Origin of the sequence: Pseudidiomarina tainanensis (assembly GCF_004214835.1) — a bacterium.
GTDB classification, from domain to species: domain Bacteria; phylum Pseudomonadota; class Gammaproteobacteria; order Enterobacterales; family Alteromonadaceae; genus Pseudidiomarina; species Pseudidiomarina tainanensis.
The window spans coordinates 582580-597008 of the sequence record NZ_PIQJ01000001.1; the positions used below are offsets into that span (position 1 = coordinate 582580).

The 14429-nt window shown below is 46.7% G+C and carries 12 protein-coding genes; all 12 read left to right on the plus strand.

All coding sequences use genetic code 11. From position 1 onward, the window contains the following. Window position 1 precedes the first annotated feature (1 nt). The 12 genes from gspL (at window position 2) to CWI82_RS02935 (ending at window position 14400) form a co-directional block, all read left to right on the plus strand. Window positions 2–1228, plus strand: a complete 1227-nt coding sequence (gspL, locus tag CWI82_RS02880; RefSeq protein WP_130202603.1) for a type II secretion system protein GspL — start codon at window positions 2–4, stop codon at window positions 1226–1228. Beyond that, the gene (gene gspM, locus CWI82_RS02885) at window positions 1225–1755 is read left to right on the plus strand and encodes a type II secretion system protein GspM (RefSeq protein ID WP_130202604.1); all 531 of its coding nucleotides are present in this window, start codon (window positions 1225–1227) and stop codon (window positions 1753–1755) included. The genes gspL and gspM overlap by 4 nt, the downstream gene beginning before the upstream one ends. Further along, window positions 1752–2525, plus strand: a complete 774-nt coding sequence (locus tag CWI82_RS02890; RefSeq protein WP_130202605.1) for a type II secretion system protein N — start codon at window positions 1752–1754, stop codon at window positions 2523–2525. Before gspM ends, CWI82_RS02890 begins: the two co-directional genes overlap by 4 nt. 12 nt (window positions 2526–2537) lie before the next feature. Continuing rightward, entirely contained in the window at window positions 2538–3356 is an 819-nt protein-coding gene (locus CWI82_RS02895; protein WP_130202606.1) for a mechanosensitive ion channel domain-containing protein, read from the plus strand. A 101-nt stretch (window positions 3357–3457) separates the two neighbouring features. Beyond that, complete coding sequence (locus CWI82_RS02900; protein WP_130202607.1) at window positions 3458–4081, plus strand: outer membrane protein; 624 nt, start codon at window positions 3458–3460, stop codon at window positions 4079–4081. A 151-nt stretch (window positions 4082–4232) separates the two neighbouring features. Further along, a complete protein-coding gene (locus CWI82_RS02905; RefSeq protein WP_130202608.1) occupies window positions 4233–4535 on the plus strand; it encodes a hypothetical protein in 303 nt (100 codons plus the stop codon). A 118-nt stretch (window positions 4536–4653) separates the two neighbouring features. Beyond that, entirely contained in the window at window positions 4654–5364 is a 711-nt protein-coding gene (locus tag CWI82_RS02910) for a YjbF family lipoprotein (protein ID WP_130202609.1), read from the plus strand. 8 nt (window positions 5365–5372) lie between these two features. Beyond that, the gene (locus CWI82_RS02915) at window positions 5373–8435 is read left to right on the plus strand and encodes a YjbH domain-containing protein (protein ID WP_165383867.1); all 3063 of its coding nucleotides are present in this window, start codon (window positions 5373–5375) and stop codon (window positions 8433–8435) included. A 44-nt stretch (window positions 8436–8479) separates the two neighbouring features. Continuing rightward, window positions 8480–9976, plus strand: a complete 1497-nt coding sequence (gene pgi, locus CWI82_RS02920; RefSeq protein WP_130202611.1) for a glucose-6-phosphate isomerase — start codon at window positions 8480–8482, stop codon at window positions 9974–9976. A gap of 6 nt (window positions 9977–9982) precedes the next feature. Then, window positions 9983–10477, plus strand: coding sequence for a transcription/translation regulatory transformer protein RfaH (gene rfaH / locus CWI82_RS02925; RefSeq protein ID WP_130202612.1), 495 nt, complete (start codon window positions 9983–9985; stop codon window positions 10475–10477). A gap of 265 nt (window positions 10478–10742) precedes the next feature. Continuing rightward, on the plus strand, window positions 10743–13466 hold the full coding sequence (locus tag CWI82_RS02930; RefSeq protein ID WP_233340180.1) for an SLBB domain-containing protein: 2724 nt from the start codon (window positions 10743–10745) through the stop codon (window positions 13464–13466). A 19-nt stretch (window positions 13467–13485) separates the two neighbouring features. Further along, entirely contained in the window at window positions 13486–14400 is a 915-nt protein-coding gene (locus CWI82_RS02935) for a Wzz/FepE/Etk N-terminal domain-containing protein (protein WP_130202613.1), read from the plus strand. Window positions 14401–14429: the final 29 nt, after the last annotated feature.

The window sequence follows — 14429 nt, forward strand, 5'->3', positions numbered from 1 at the left end:
TATGGAACAACTATTTATCCGCTTGGGCTCGGCAGAACGCGAGCCACTGCACTGGCTGATTTGGAGCCCAGCGCAAAGCGAATTAATTGCAAGCGGAACGCTGAATGATCTGTCCGAGTTGAACCAACTGACTGATCATGCGCGCAGTCGCGAGGTGATTTGTTATGCGCCGGGCACCGACGTGCTGCTGACTCAAGTGGAGCTGCCAAGTAGCGCGATTCGCATGTTGCCGCAAGTGGTGCCGAATGCGCTGGAAGATGAGTTGGCGCAGGACATTAGCGAGTTGCACTTTGCCTGGCCTCCGGCGAAAAAAGGGGGTGCAGTCCTTGGACTGCACGTTGCTGTTGTCGCCCGCGACGCCATGCAAAATTGGCTGAATGCGCTTGATACTGCTGATATTCAGTGCGATGAAATCTACCCTGATATTTTCATGGTGCCGGCACCTATTGCACAACCGCAAAACGCAGATCAACAAGAGGGTGCAGACCCCGCTCCGGAGCAAGGACTGCACGCCACCTCACTCACGCTGGGCGATACGGTTATTGTGCGTATCGGCCAATACACTGGTTTCACAACAGATACGGCACTGGCACCGGTCGTGACAGAAGGTATGCTGCTGCAACCGGTCGAGCAAATGGATATTGAGGTGCCACTGAGCGTGGTTGCGACGACCTATAATGCGCGTAAAGCGGCGCCACCGATGATTAATTTACGTCAACAAGATTTCCGCTCACAAAGTAAGAAGCGCAAAAGCGTGAAAGCAAGCACTTACAAACCAGCCGCGATTGCCGCAGGTGTGTTGTTGGCGATTGCTTATACCACGCAGGTGATTAACTACGTGCAACTGGGTCAGCAAAGTGAGCAACTTGAACAGGCCATCGAGCAAACCTACCGCGATGCGTTCCCAGACGAAAAGCGTATTGTGAATGTTCGGTCGCAGTTGAATCGTCATTTGGAAACCGTCGGGATGCAGGGCACGAAATCATCGCCGCTTGAGTTATTAGCGCATCTTGAAGGTGCGTTTAAAGCCAATCGCGATGTCAGAGTTGAGCTGATTCGTTACGACGATAAAACCTTACGCATGCAAGTAACAGCCAACAGTTTTGCGAGCTTAGAGAATTTCCGTAAAGTCGCGAATCAAGGCGGACAAGTCGTTGTTGAGCAAGGCCCTGTGAATAACCAAAGCGGTGCTGTTAGCGGCGCATTAACTGTGAAGAAGGACGCATGATGGCTAATTTGTTACAGCAGTTTGTGCAGCGCGTGCCGGGTCTCGAAGCACAGTTAAATCAAATGAATCAGCGCGAGAAGCTGCTGGTAAGTGTCGCCGTAGTGCTCTTTGTGATTACGCTGGCGTATTTCATTGCGTGGAAACCGTTAGCTGATGGCATCGCCGAGCGCGAAGCAAAAATCGATGCGCAGCAAGAGTTATTGCAGTGGGTGCGTGAAAACACCGGCCGCTACCTTGCGCAAACAGGAGGGGTGCAGTCCAAGGACAGCACCCCCACCTCCAGCATGTCAGGTAGCATGAGCGAGCGCGTCACACGCCTCGCCAGCGCCGCCAAAATTGAAGTCACACGCATGCAACCGCAATCGGATAGTTTGGTCGTCGTGATAGACCAAGTGCCGTTTAACACCTTATTGCAGCTGATTGAAAACCTCGAAACGCGAGCCGGACTCGTCATTGAGCATCTTGATGCAACAGAAGGCGGCGAACCGGGTATCGTGCGCGTGCGCCGTTTGCAGGTGGCTGAATGATGTCGTGGCGTTGGTTATTGTGGTTAATCCCGTTGTACGTAATCGCGTTGGTGGCGCTGACACCAGCTTCGGTGGTTAAGTGGGGTGCAGGCCTAGCTCCGGAGCAGGGACTGCACGTCTCCTCCACCGCCGGAACGATTTGGAACGGCAAGGCGAATATTAGCGCCGAATTGCCAACCGGCGGCACCTTAGTTCTTGAAGATGTGCAGTGGCAACTGAACCCGTGGAAGTTGTTCTTGGCGAAAGCTGAAATCGCACTCGATATTCCGTCGAAGAATTATCTTTACGGCACTGCCGAAATTAATGCCGGCCTTTCGCAAGCGCAACTCAAAGGTAATCTCAAAGGGGCCATGCAGCCGGCGATCCAACAACTAAAGCTGCCCGTACCGATCACTATGGCTGGTAACTTCGAACTTGATATCAATGATTATCAAGTATCTGATTTTAATAGCGGAAAGATCTGCGATGCGTTAGCTGGTACAATCAACACACGGCAAACAGAAATGCGCATCAATCAACAGTGGCATGAGCTTGGTGATTATTTAGCAACGCTCACATGCAACGCTGAAAATGGCATAAATGTTAGAATCGACGATAATAACATCGTCGGTTTACGTTTAGACGCACAAGTAAATGGGCGTATCGATGCGCTGCAAGTAAGCTTAACCGGCAGTCTAAAACCAACGCTGCAAACACCACAGCCAATTTCCGAGTTGTTAGTTTTCATCGGAAAACCAGACGCTCAAGGCCGCTACAACTTTAAATGGTAAAAAGGAGTATTTATGGATCAAGTTATGACCTGGATTAGCGACAATCAAGAGCTAATTCTCAGCTACACGGTGAAATTCATCGTCGCAATTATCATCTTAATTGTCGGTAAGATTGTGGCGAATTCGGTTGCCAAATTAATGGGCAAAGGCATGGAAAAGCGCGGCACCGATAAAGCCGTAATTAGTTTCCTTGGCGCCATTGTTCGCTCGGTTATTTTCATTGCCGCAGTATTGATGGCATTGTCGCAAGTCGGTGTTGAAACCACTTCATTTATCGCCATTTTAGGTGCTGCCGGCTTGGCAATCGGCCTGTCTTTGCAGGGTTCACTGTCAAATATGGCCTCTGGCGTGTTGATCATCTTGTTCCGTCCGTTCAAAGCCGGCGAATACGTCGATGCGGGTGGTGTGTCAGGTACCGTTGAGGAAGTAAACATCTTCCAAACTATCTTGAAAACGCCAGATAACAAGGTCGTATTTGTTCCAAATGCGCAGATTACTGGCTCGCCGATCACCAATTACAACCGAGAAGATACGCGCCGCGTCGATCTGCTCATCGGCGTGTCATACGATGCCGACTTGCACAAAACCAAAGAAGTGCTTGAAAGCGTGCTGAAAGCCGAAAGCCGCTTGCTGAAAGACCCAGCGTGGAATATTCAGGTGCATGCGTTAAACAGCTCATCGGTCGATTTCATTGTTCGTCCGTGGGTTAAGAGCTCGGATTACTGGGGTGTGTATTGGGATTTGATGCGTGAAATTAAGATCGCATTAGACAAAAACGATATCGGCATTCCATACCCTCAAATGGATGTGCACTTGCACAAGCAAGACTAAGAAAGCACGTAAATTCTGAGCAAAAGGAGGGTGCAGTCCTTGGACTGCACCCCACCTCTCGCCTATGCTGAAGCCAGGACTTCAACAAAAGGAAGAGAGCAATGAAACCTTTCGTAACAAAAATGTCAGTAGCCGCAGCTGTAATTGCCGCATTAACCACTGCGACAACCGCACAGGCTCAACAAACACAACAGCAGCCAAGCTTCGACAAACTCGGCGTTAGCTACGTCAACTATGACCTCGACGGTGAAACCTTGAACGGCGCCGGTCTGCAGTTCAACCGCTCAATCAACCAAGACTGGTTCTTTGACGTCAACTATATCTACGCCACCGACGACTATACCGTTAGCGGCTTCGACGTCGACGCGACCTCCAGCACGCTGTACGGCAACCTTGGCTTCAAGTTCTACCAAATGAACAACATGGTGGCCTATGTCAGCGGTGGCTTGGTATACAACGAAATCGACATCGACACCTCTGGTGCTGGCGACTTCAGTGAAGACGACACCGGCTGGAACGCGCAAATTGGTATGCGTACCCGCCTAACCGACGCCTTCGAAGTTGACGCCAACGTGCGCCACGTCGACATCTACGACGACAGCGACCAAGAGTGGAGCATCAGCGGCCAGTATTACATCAACCGCGATTTCAGCCTCGGCCTTGGCTATACGCTCGTTGACTCCGACAACAGCTATGTTGCACTGAGTGGTAACTTCCACTTCTAAAGGAAGAGGGTGCAGTCCTTGGACTGCACCCCACCTCTGACTTACAAAATTCGCCTTTACACTTATGCAACAACCTGATAGATTTCAAAGTAATCACCCACATAGACGTGGGCTGATTGGCCAATCAAAGACGTAAGGAAGAGGATATACTATGAAAACTTTATCAGCATTGTTTGCTGCTGCATTAATGGCGTTAGCGCCAACTGCAATGGCATCTGGTCAAGCTGGTGGCGCTGAAGCATCTGGTTCAGGTGCTGCGTTCACTACTGGTGCAATGGTAGCAGCTGGTGTTGCTGGCGTAGCCGTTTTAGTTGTTGCAACTGACGACGACGACGACTTCGTAGCTCCAAAGCCAGTTGATCCAGTTGATCCGGAAGAGCCAGAAGAGCCAACTAACCCAGGTACTACTACTTCAACTGCACCTGGTACCACTACCTCTACTGCAGGTATGTAAGTTAGTTTGAAGTAAAATAAAAGTCGCAAGCGCAAGCTTGCGGCTTTTTTATTGGGGAAACGTAATAATTATGTTACTATTCGTCGGCTCAATAACTATAAACTAAGAACTGACATAAATGACGTCGCGCCAACAGCTATCCATCAGTATTTTGTTTCTAATAGTCATTTCATTCGCGCTTGGCGGCTGCAGTGTGCGCCTCCAAAACTATGCAGAAATCACGTCGGCATTGTTCAGTTCTCCAGAAGACGTGACCCTCAGCCTGCAAGAGATCGAAGAATTCCCATACGCCGGTAGCTATATTCAAGTCACCGAGCGTCCGCGCGCATTTATGGCATTGGCATTCGATGATAAGGGCGTGCTCAAATGGCGCACTGGTGGAGATGAAATCATCCATACCAAACATGGCCGCATTATTGCCACTAACAACATGAGTGGTGCGATAGCCCTAACTAGCCAATTAGACAATGATCCTCTAGCCTGCATTCGAATAGCGATTATCAATAAAACAACCACTGCGCATTGTCCCCAAAAATGGGAGCGGGACGTTTGGGTGACGACAGCAACGCCTGAACATATCAATGACCGGTTGTATCACTATCAGTCAACGTTTAGCCAAAAAGAAGCCGAACAAGTGACGTTGGCCACTGGCGCAACCTTTAAAGCCATCAAAATTGAAGAAACCAATGAAGCGTTTACTAATACGTTTTTCATTGATACTGATAGTGGCAGAATCGTTAAGTCACGTCAGCTTATCGCGCCACCAAACGTGTATGCCGATATTGAAGAAGTTAAGCCCTACACCAACGAAGGGATAGCTGAGAAATGAAAACCAACATGAAAATAAAAAATCACTCAGTTATTGCCGCTTCTATTGCATTCGTTTTAGGTTCGGGCAGCTTCGTTGCTAACGCACAGCAAGCAACTGTGGCAGTAAAAATTCAGGGGCCACAATATCAACCAGAAATCCAATTCGCGGGTAGTCCGCGTTTGTCACAAGTGTTTGAGCAAGCGAACTTAAATAGTGAGGAAATATTTTGGCCGGGTGTGCGTCTAGTCAGTGCCGAAAAGCATTTCGAGATTACACAGCGACAACGCAAGCTCACTCAAGATTTATATGCACTGCAAGCGCATTTTCGCGAGCAAGGTGAAGATAGTTATGCGCAACTAATGAATCGCATGGCCGTGCAGGTTGCTGATTGGCCGTTAGTTGGGGCAGAACCGATTGGTCGAGGTCATGTTGAGCAAGGACCAAAGGATATTACCTACGGCGTTGATATCAATAAAAAGAGTAGTCTAAGCAGTAACTTTGATGAGGCGCGTTTAAATATCCATGCAAACCCGATGCTACCCCAAGGTAGCGCCGAACAACCAAAACGCTATCAGTTATTGATGCCGACGATTGCGGAGCATCAGTTTGCAGACTTGCAAGTTGTAGGCGCGGTGTGGGTGCCGTTTGTGATGCGTTATCATCCAAACTTTACTGCACGAGAAAGCAGCGTTAATGAGAATTTTCACGATCGCATTGAAGCGATAGCGCAACATGGCAAAGTAGTACAAGTTAGTGCCGCAGGCGATGTTCAAATCATCAATATTGATCCACACAACGCGCATAGCCAGAAATTTTCGGCTGGTGCAAAATTGGTAGTGCTATTCAACGAGCGAAAACTACCCAATGAATTCAAACACATTAACCAAGAACTGGTGCAGTTAGCGAAATATTGGAACCCATTGCAACCAACATTAGGTGCACAACGCAGAGCGCACTTCACTACGCTCAGCCAATATGTACCCGACGCACAAACAGGAACTAAAATTGAGCCGCCGACTTTATGGTTAGGCGAGCCTAAAGAAAAACTCCGCCCGTCTATCAGCGATTTCGGTAGCGTTGGTTTATTGCAAATGCCAAGTGGCCGCCACGCTGAGCAAGGTGAATTTAGTTTCACCTATCATGATCAAGAAGAATATCGCCGTTGGGCGTTAAACCTGCAGTTGTTCCCGTGGCTAGAAGCAACCATTCGTTATAACGATATCCGCACGCGACTTTACAGCCAGTTTGAAGGATTCTCAGGCGATCAAACCTACAAAGATCGTGGTGTCGATTTAAAACTACGGTTAACCGAAGAGAGCCGCTGGCTGCCGGAAACGAGTGTTGGCGTCCGAGATGTCGCCGGGACAGGTTTATTCGCTGGCGAATACATCGCGGCAAGTAAGCGTATCGGTAATTTTGATTTCACAGCTGGCTTAGGGTGGGGGTATCTGGGTAAAAATGCCAATATCACTAATCCATTTTGTAAACTTACCGATGAGTTTTGTAATCGTCCATCTGGAACTACTGGCACAGGCGGTGATTTCGAAGTCGATAAATGGTTTAAGGGCAATACCGCTTGGTTCGGAGGAGTTGAGTACCAAACGCCGTGGGACCCGCTCACTATCAAAGTTGAATACGACAGTAATAACTATCGTAATGAACCATCAAGAGTCACCGTGCCGCAAGACTCACGCTGGAACTATGGCCTAGAATACGACCTCGGCAACAACATGAGTATCAAAGCGAGCTATGAGCGTGGCAATACGTTTATGTTTGGCTTCACCATCCGTACGAATCTAGCTAACGCAGTGCAACCGAAGATTGATACACCAAAACGTCCGCCAGCGCCACCGCGCATGCAGGATATTGCGCAACTCGAGCAACAAGAAGAGCTTAGCAAGTTACGCATTGCTCTAAACTCGGATGCCAGCACTTGGGTAAGTGAAATCGCGCTGAGCGAAGACAAAGAAACGCTAACGCTCTATGGCAACCAATATCGTTATCGTGACAGTGAACTTGGCCTTGAAAAAATGGCTCGTGTGTTAGCGACTGAAGTGCCAGACTCGGTTAAAACGTATCAGTTTGTGGATCAAATCGGCTCCACTAATTTGGCGCAAAACAATATTGACGCTGACATATTTAAAGATGCCATTGCGCGTAGAACAATCAATGCGACAACACAACAGGCCTATAGCCGCAGTGAAGCGACCCAAACGCCGGGTGATACACTCTATAAATATGATTTTGAATTCGCGGATTTGCCAACTGTCAGTGTGAAGCCGTTTTTAGACCAAAGCTTTGGTGGGCCGGAAGATTTTTATATGTATCAGGTGGGTGTTGATGCACGCGTGATTTATTCGTTAAGCCGTAACACCTACATTTTCGGTACCGCAAGTGCACGCATTGCAGATAATTACGACAAGTTTAATTACACCACGGGTAACGAAACCGGCGCATTGCCGCGCGTACGAACCTATGTACGTGAATATGTAACCAGCAGCGATGTATTCTTGCGCAACTTGCAGCTTGTCCATCGCTTCCAGATTGACGACAGCTGGTTTGCCGCAGGTTATGTAGGATACCAAGAACAAATGTTTGGTGGCTTTGGTGGTGAAGTGCTGTATCGCGAACTCGATAGCAACTGGGCCGTCGGCTTAGACGTCAACTATGCGAAACAGCGTGACTGGGAAAACCACTTTGGTTTCCGCGATTACGATGTTGTAACCGGCCACTTAACTGGCTATTGGCGCCCAAGCTTTATGCCAAATACGCTAGTGCGTGTCGCAGCTGGTCAATTCTTGGCGGGTGACCGTGGCGTGCAAGTATCGGTCGACCATAAATTCGACAGCGGTATAATAGTTGGTGCTTATGCAGCTAAGACGAACGTTTCTGCTGAAGAGTACGGCGAAGGCAGCTTCACCAAAGGCTTCTATATTAGCATTCCGTTTGACATACTGCAGTTGCGCTATAGCCCTGGTCGAGGTGCCATTAGCTGGACGCCGCTAACGCGTGATGGTGGTCAAATGCTTGGCGGTGGTGTCGGCTTATACGGTGCGACGGATAAGCGTAGTCCGTTTTATACAGACTAAGAATTGGTGAGCTATAAAACGTTTTATAAAGGAAATAAGTAATCATGGTAAACAACAATCCAGCATCGTCTGTTTACAGTGTTGAAATGGAACTTTTGAATCTCGATTATAGCTTTCAAGGCTTAAGCCCTGACGAGCTAGCAGAGTTTGCACAAAAGAAACTGCCAGCCAACTTTGAATCGTTAAGGCACCAGCTACTGAACGGCGAATTCGAAAATAAAACCGAAAACCGTAAAGTGAGTCATTGCTTAAACCGTAGTATTCATAACGTGGTCAAAGCCGGCAACGGTAAAAATCGATTCACTGAAATTGTACGCCAGCTGCGCAGTGGTCAATGGCTGGGTGCTACGGGGAAAGTGATAACCGACGTGGTGAATATTGGTGTTGGCGGCAGTGATTTAGGCCCCATGATGGGCTCGTTTGCGTTAAAAGAATTTGCTGACGATAATAGCCTACATACATTACATACTCATTTTGTGAGCTCGATGGATGGTGGTCAGCTTTATGCGGTGCTGCCAATCATTGACCCAGAAACAACCGTATTCATTATTGCCAGTAAAAGTTTTGGCACTATCGATACACTTGCCAACGTCAACACCGTCAAAGCTTGGACGAAATCAAAGCTAACAGAACAACAATGGTTGGAACGCCATGTGATTGGCGTAAGTGCGAATAATCAGACCATGACGGATTTTGGTATTCCGCCAGCACAACAGCTCAGTTTTGCCGATTCAGTGGGCGGCCGTTTTAGCTTGTGGTCAGCTATTGGGTTGTCAATAGCCTTAACCGTAGGTGCTAACCAATTTGGTAAAATGCTAGATGGTGCAAAAGCGATAGATGACCACTTTGCCAACGCTCCGGTGCTTGAAAATATCCCTTTGTTGTTGGCGCTTATCGGGGTGTATAACCGTGAAGTACGCGAGATCAATAATTTAGCGATTCTTCCCTACGACGGCCGTTTGCGTTATTTACCCAGCTACATGCAACAACTGGACATGGAGAGTAATGGCAAACAGGCTAGCTATGATAATAAATCAATTACCACGCCAACAGGGCCAATCATTTGGGGCGGTTACGGGCCAAATGGACAACACGCTTTTTTCCAGCATTTACATCAAGGTTGGGATAGCTTCACGGCCGACTTTATAGCCGTATTACACCGAAAAGCTCCTAATTTCAGTGAAGATGTTCAACGTTCTTTGCGTGAACAACAACGCCTCGCAGTAAGTAACTGCTTAGCGCATCGCAAGCTAATGTGGGAAGGCTTTCAAAGTCACCAAGATCCACGAAACGCATATGTTGGTGGGCACCCAACCAATTTGCTCTACGTTGATGAGTTAACCCCGCAAAGTTTCGGAGCTTTGATAGCAGCCTATGAGCACAAAGTATTTACGCAAGGTGTTATTTGGGACATCAATAGTTTTGATCAGCCGGGCGTAGAAAAAGGTAAAAAATGCGCGGTTGAAATTCTTGAAGTGATTGATGGGAATGCTCAAGAAACGTTTGACCCGAGCACCGACAGTATTATTAAACGGATGTAATAAGTTATGCCATGGCTGGTTGTTCGAACAAAGCCCCGTCAAGAGTTACGCGCGCTTCAGAATCTTGAAAACCAAAACATTCAAGTATTTTTACCGATGCTTACTTCAAGTAAGGTGCGTCGCGGTAAACGTGTGGACATAGACGAACCAATGTTTCCCGGCTACCTATTTATACAGTTAACCGATACGCTAGAAAACCTTCATAAAGTTAAACATACCTTCGGCGTACTTAGCATATTAAGGTTTGGGCAAAAACTGGCTGAGGTTAATGATGAACTTATTGTTGAATTACAAAAGTTGAACGAACAACATTCAGTCAGATTAAAGTCAGCACCCGAGCCAGGTGACAAAGTCACCATAAATGATGGACCATTCAAAGGCTTCTTAGCGAAAGTGATAAAGTTAGACGGCGCAAGCCGCTGTATCGTGCTATTAGATTGGTTAAATCAACAGGTTAGTGCAAGTGTGGATTACTCGCAGATTGAGAAAAATCAGGGTTAATTCTTAATCAATAAATTCGACTGTTTAAATAACCAACAAACACTTGTGTAAAGGTGGTTCAGCGGTATTCACAACCACCAGCGCATGGTAGTATTATTCACAAAATTATAATAATTGCGCATGTAATTATTCGTTACATACTCTGCATTATTCCAGATTTCTGAACGTATATCGGGCATTGGTTTACCGCAAACTACGGGCGGTAGCGTGTCTGACACATAATTTTAATAAACGTACGCGATAAACGAACCATAAGGAGCAGATAATGCGAGGCATTATCAAACAACTTCTCACCGCCGCCATGGCAACATCGTTATGGATGATGGCTGCGACAAACCCGTTGATAACGGCAAATGCGCAAGCCATCAGCCAAGCACAAATTGAGCAGTTTAAAAAGCTACCTCGCGCGCAACAAGAAATGTTAGCGCGACAGTATGGTTTTGATGTAAGCCTGCTGCAAGGCGGGTCAAGTAATCGTGGTTCAAACGCCGCCGCTCAAGAATTTCCTGAAATTATGGAAGCGCGTGATAGTGCCAATGAAAAGCAGCAACAGACCACGCCAGAAGATCTCGAAAAGCAGTTCGATGTGAGCGATAAAAGTTTGCAGCCATTTGGTTACCAATTATTTGCAGGTAAGCCAACAACATTTGCTCCGGTGAGCTATGCACCGGTGCCGTCCAATTACACCGTGGGTTCAGGTGATACGGTGAGTATTCAGTTGTACGGCAAAGAGAGCCAAAATTATGAACTCACCGTTGACCGCCAAGGTCGCATTACAATTCCTGAATTAAGCCCCATTCAAGTTGCTGGCTTAAGTTTTAGTGATGTTCAGGAACTGATCAACAGTGAAGTCGCCAACCGAATGATTGGTATGCAAGCTGCCGTATCCATGGGCGAGCTGCGTAGTATTCAAATTTATGTGATGGGTGAAGCCTATCAACCTGGCACCTATACCGTTAGTTCACTCACCACCATTATGCAGGCGTTGATTGTCAGCGGCGGCGTTTCTGATATTGCATCACTGCGTAACATTCAATTAAAACGCGATGGTAAAACAATAACGACACTTGATTTATATGATTTCTTGATTAAAGGCGATGCCTCAGGCGACCGACTGTTGCAACAAGGCGATATTGTTTTTATTCCTCCTCGTGGCGACATGGTTCGGGTGTATGGGGAAGTGTTACGCCCTGCAATTTACGAATTGAAGAATGAGCGTCGTTTAACGGATGTGATTCGACTTGCCGGTGGCACCAAGGCCGGCGCTTATACCGATGCAATTCGAGTGAAACGTATTGATGGCAGTCAGCGTATTACTCAAACGGTCGATTTAGATGCAGCAAACGCCATTCAACTACGAAATGGCGATGAAGTTGAGATTAATGCCGTATCAAGCGAAATGAACCAAAGCATCATGCTTGTTGGTGCTGTGGCGCGCCCAGGTTATTACGAGTGGCGCGAAGGTATTCGCGTCAACCAGATTATTAAAAATGTGAGTAGCGGTTTACTGAGCAGCGCTGATTTAGGCTATGGCATTGTTGTACGCGAACGTAACTTGCGCCGTGATATCGATGTGTATCAGTTTGACGTGGCGGGAGCAGTTTCTGGGCAACCTCAAGATAACTTAGAACTTAAGCCACGCGATCAGATTGTTATTTTCTCGCGTTACGAGAATGTAGCGGACGAAAAACTTCAGTTAAGTGATTGGATACTGAACGAAAGCGAGAAAGAACGTAAAGAACGTCAAGAACTGCTTCGTGAATACCGAAAGAAATATTATCGTGAGCTTGCCGGTGTTGAGGAAGAAGACAAAGAGAAAGATATTTTTGGCGAATCAGAAGTTGCCTCAAAGTTACAAGGCTTGTTTGCGCGCTCTGAAATTGAAGAAGGCGATGAAATTGAAGAATACGCGTTGTATTCACGTAACAATTTGTTAGAGCCAATTTTAGCGAAACTTCGCAATCAGTTTAGCTATAACCGTGAATTACCAATTGTGAGTGTCACCGGTGAAGTACGCTATCCGGGTATTTATCCGTTAGCTAGAAATGCCAGTGAGATGGATTTAATTGCAGCCGCCGGTGGCTTTAAAGAATCGGCATATTTAGATCGTGCTGAGGTAACTCGTTCATCAATCGTTGATGGGCAAACACAAACAAGCTACGTCACTGTCAATTTACGCGAAAGTCTCGCGGGTACTGAACAAGTGCAGTTGAAAGGGCGCGATAGTTTGCACGTATTCCAAATTCCGGAATGGCAGAACACGGTTGAAGTGACACTTAAGGGCGAGGTGCGATTCCCAGGAACTTACACCGTGCGTCGTGGTGAAACACTATCAGCCTTGGTTGAGCGCGCCGGTGGGTTTACGGACTATGCATTCCCTCAAGGTGCAATATTCACTCGCGAAGAATTGAAGACGCTTGAGAAAGAGCGCATGCGTGTATTGGCGCAGCAGTTGCAGCAAGAGATTGCGACGAATGCAATTACTGGCGCCGAAAATAATACTCGCAGCTACGATGAAACCCGTCAGTTGTTAACTGACTTGATGAATGTAGAACCAGTTGGGCGACTCATTATTGATTTACCACAAATTGTAGCGGGTGGTGTATCAGGTGATATTGAATTAAAAGACGGAGACCAACTCGTCATACCGAACCGTCGCAATACCGTGAATATTATTGGTGAAGTGCAAATGGCGAGTTCGTACGTTTACGACGGTAGCCTAACTGCACAAGATTATATTCGTCGCGCTGGCGGGATTCGTAAAAAAGCCGACGAGGAACGTATATTTATTGTGAAATCAAACGGCAGTATTCAAATGTTAGGTGATGGCGGCTGGTTCGGTTTAGGAAATGATAAGCGACTAGAACCTGGCGATACCATAGTGGTGCCATTGGATACGCAGTATAAAGACGGGTTGACAGTATGGTCTCAAGCCACTCAGATTGTGTATCAGATTGGTGTGGCATTGGCAGCATTGGCTGCAATTTAATAAGGGAAATTGAACAGTTATGACTAACGAAATAGAACATCGCCCGTTAGCAGATGACGAAATAGACCTTCGTGAACTGTTTACCATGCTGTGGCGCGGTAAATGGATTATTACTGCATTTACATTTTTATTTGCGATCGGCTCAATTAGCTGTGCTTTGAGTTTACCCAATATATATAAGTCCGAAGTGTTACTTGCCCCTTCGGAAGATAGTCAAGGTCGTGGGCTTACAGGAATGGTAGGTGGCTTGGGTGGTCTGGCGAGCTTCGCAGGACTTAGCCTTGGGGGCAACCAAGCTGACAAGACAACAATTGCATTGGAAATATTAAAATCTCGAGGATTTTTGACGGAGTTTGTTGAGAAACATCAAATATTGCGCGAAATAATGGCAGTTAAAGAATGGAGCCCAAATCAAGGCCTTGTTTTTAATGAAGAAATATATGATTCGCAACAAGATATTTGGGTTCAACAAGCGAAGCCTACAAGCTGGGAGTATGTCAACCATATAAGAAACAACTTGTTGACGATAACGCGAGAGCCAGAAAGCGGCCTTATTAGACTTTCAATTCATCATCAGTCACCTATTTTTGCAAAAAGATTCGTAGAGCTTTTGGTCATGGATATCAATGATGAAATGAGAAAGCGTGATATAAACGAAGCGAAGCGTAGTCTAGAGTTTCTTGCGAACGAACTTAAGCAGACTTCGTTGAGTAATATGCAACAGGTCTTTTTCGAGCTGATAGAAAAACAGACTCAAACAATGATGTTGGCAAACATTCGACCTGAGTACATATTTCAAACTATTGATCCAGCAATAGCTCCAGAGCAGAAAGTAAAGCCAAGACGCTCTCTTATTGTAATCGTAGCGACCGCACTTGGTACCTTTTTTGGGGCTTTTTTTGTCTTGCTCCGCTCGACGATTTTAAAGTTTTAATGTCTTAAAAATTAATTTTCATATTTTAG

Bases quoted from the DNA above. Each gene is read 5' to 3' on its own strand.
- gspL (WP_130202603.1), top strand. From the start codon at position 2: ATGGAACAACTATTTATCCGCTTGGGCTCGGCAGAACGCGAGCCACTG.
- gspM (WP_130202604.1), top strand. From the start codon at position 1,225: ATGATGGCTAATTTGTTACAGCAGTTTGTGCAGCGCGTGCCGGGTCTC.
- CWI82_RS02930 (WP_233340180.1), top strand. From the start codon at position 10,743: ATGCGAGGCATTATCAAACAACTTCTCACCGCCGCCATGGCAACATCG.
- CWI82_RS02900 (WP_130202607.1), top strand. From the start codon at position 3,458: ATGAAACCTTTCGTAACAAAAATGTCAGTAGCCGCAGCTGTAATTGCC.
- rfaH (WP_130202612.1), top strand. From the start codon at position 9,983: ATGCCATGGCTGGTTGTTCGAACAAAGCCCCGTCAAGAGTTACGCGCG.
- CWI82_RS02895 (WP_130202606.1), top strand. From the start codon at position 2,538: ATGGATCAAGTTATGACCTGGATTAGCGACAATCAAGAGCTAATTCTC.
- CWI82_RS02890 (WP_130202605.1), top strand. From the start codon at position 1,752: ATGATGTCGTGGCGTTGGTTATTGTGGTTAATCCCGTTGTACGTAATC.
- CWI82_RS02910 (WP_130202609.1), top strand. From the start codon at position 4,654: ATGACGTCGCGCCAACAGCTATCCATCAGTATTTTGTTTCTAATAGTC.
- CWI82_RS02915 (WP_165383867.1), top strand. From the start codon at position 5,373: ATGAAAATAAAAAATCACTCAGTTATTGCCGCTTCTATTGCATTCGTT.
- pgi (WP_130202611.1), top strand. From the start codon at position 8,480: ATGGTAAACAACAATCCAGCATCGTCTGTTTACAGTGTTGAAATGGAA.
- CWI82_RS02935 (WP_130202613.1), top strand. From the start codon at position 13,486: ATGACTAACGAAATAGAACATCGCCCGTTAGCAGATGACGAAATAGAC.
- CWI82_RS02905 (WP_130202608.1), top strand. From the start codon at position 4,233: ATGAAAACTTTATCAGCATTGTTTGCTGCTGCATTAATGGCGTTAGCG.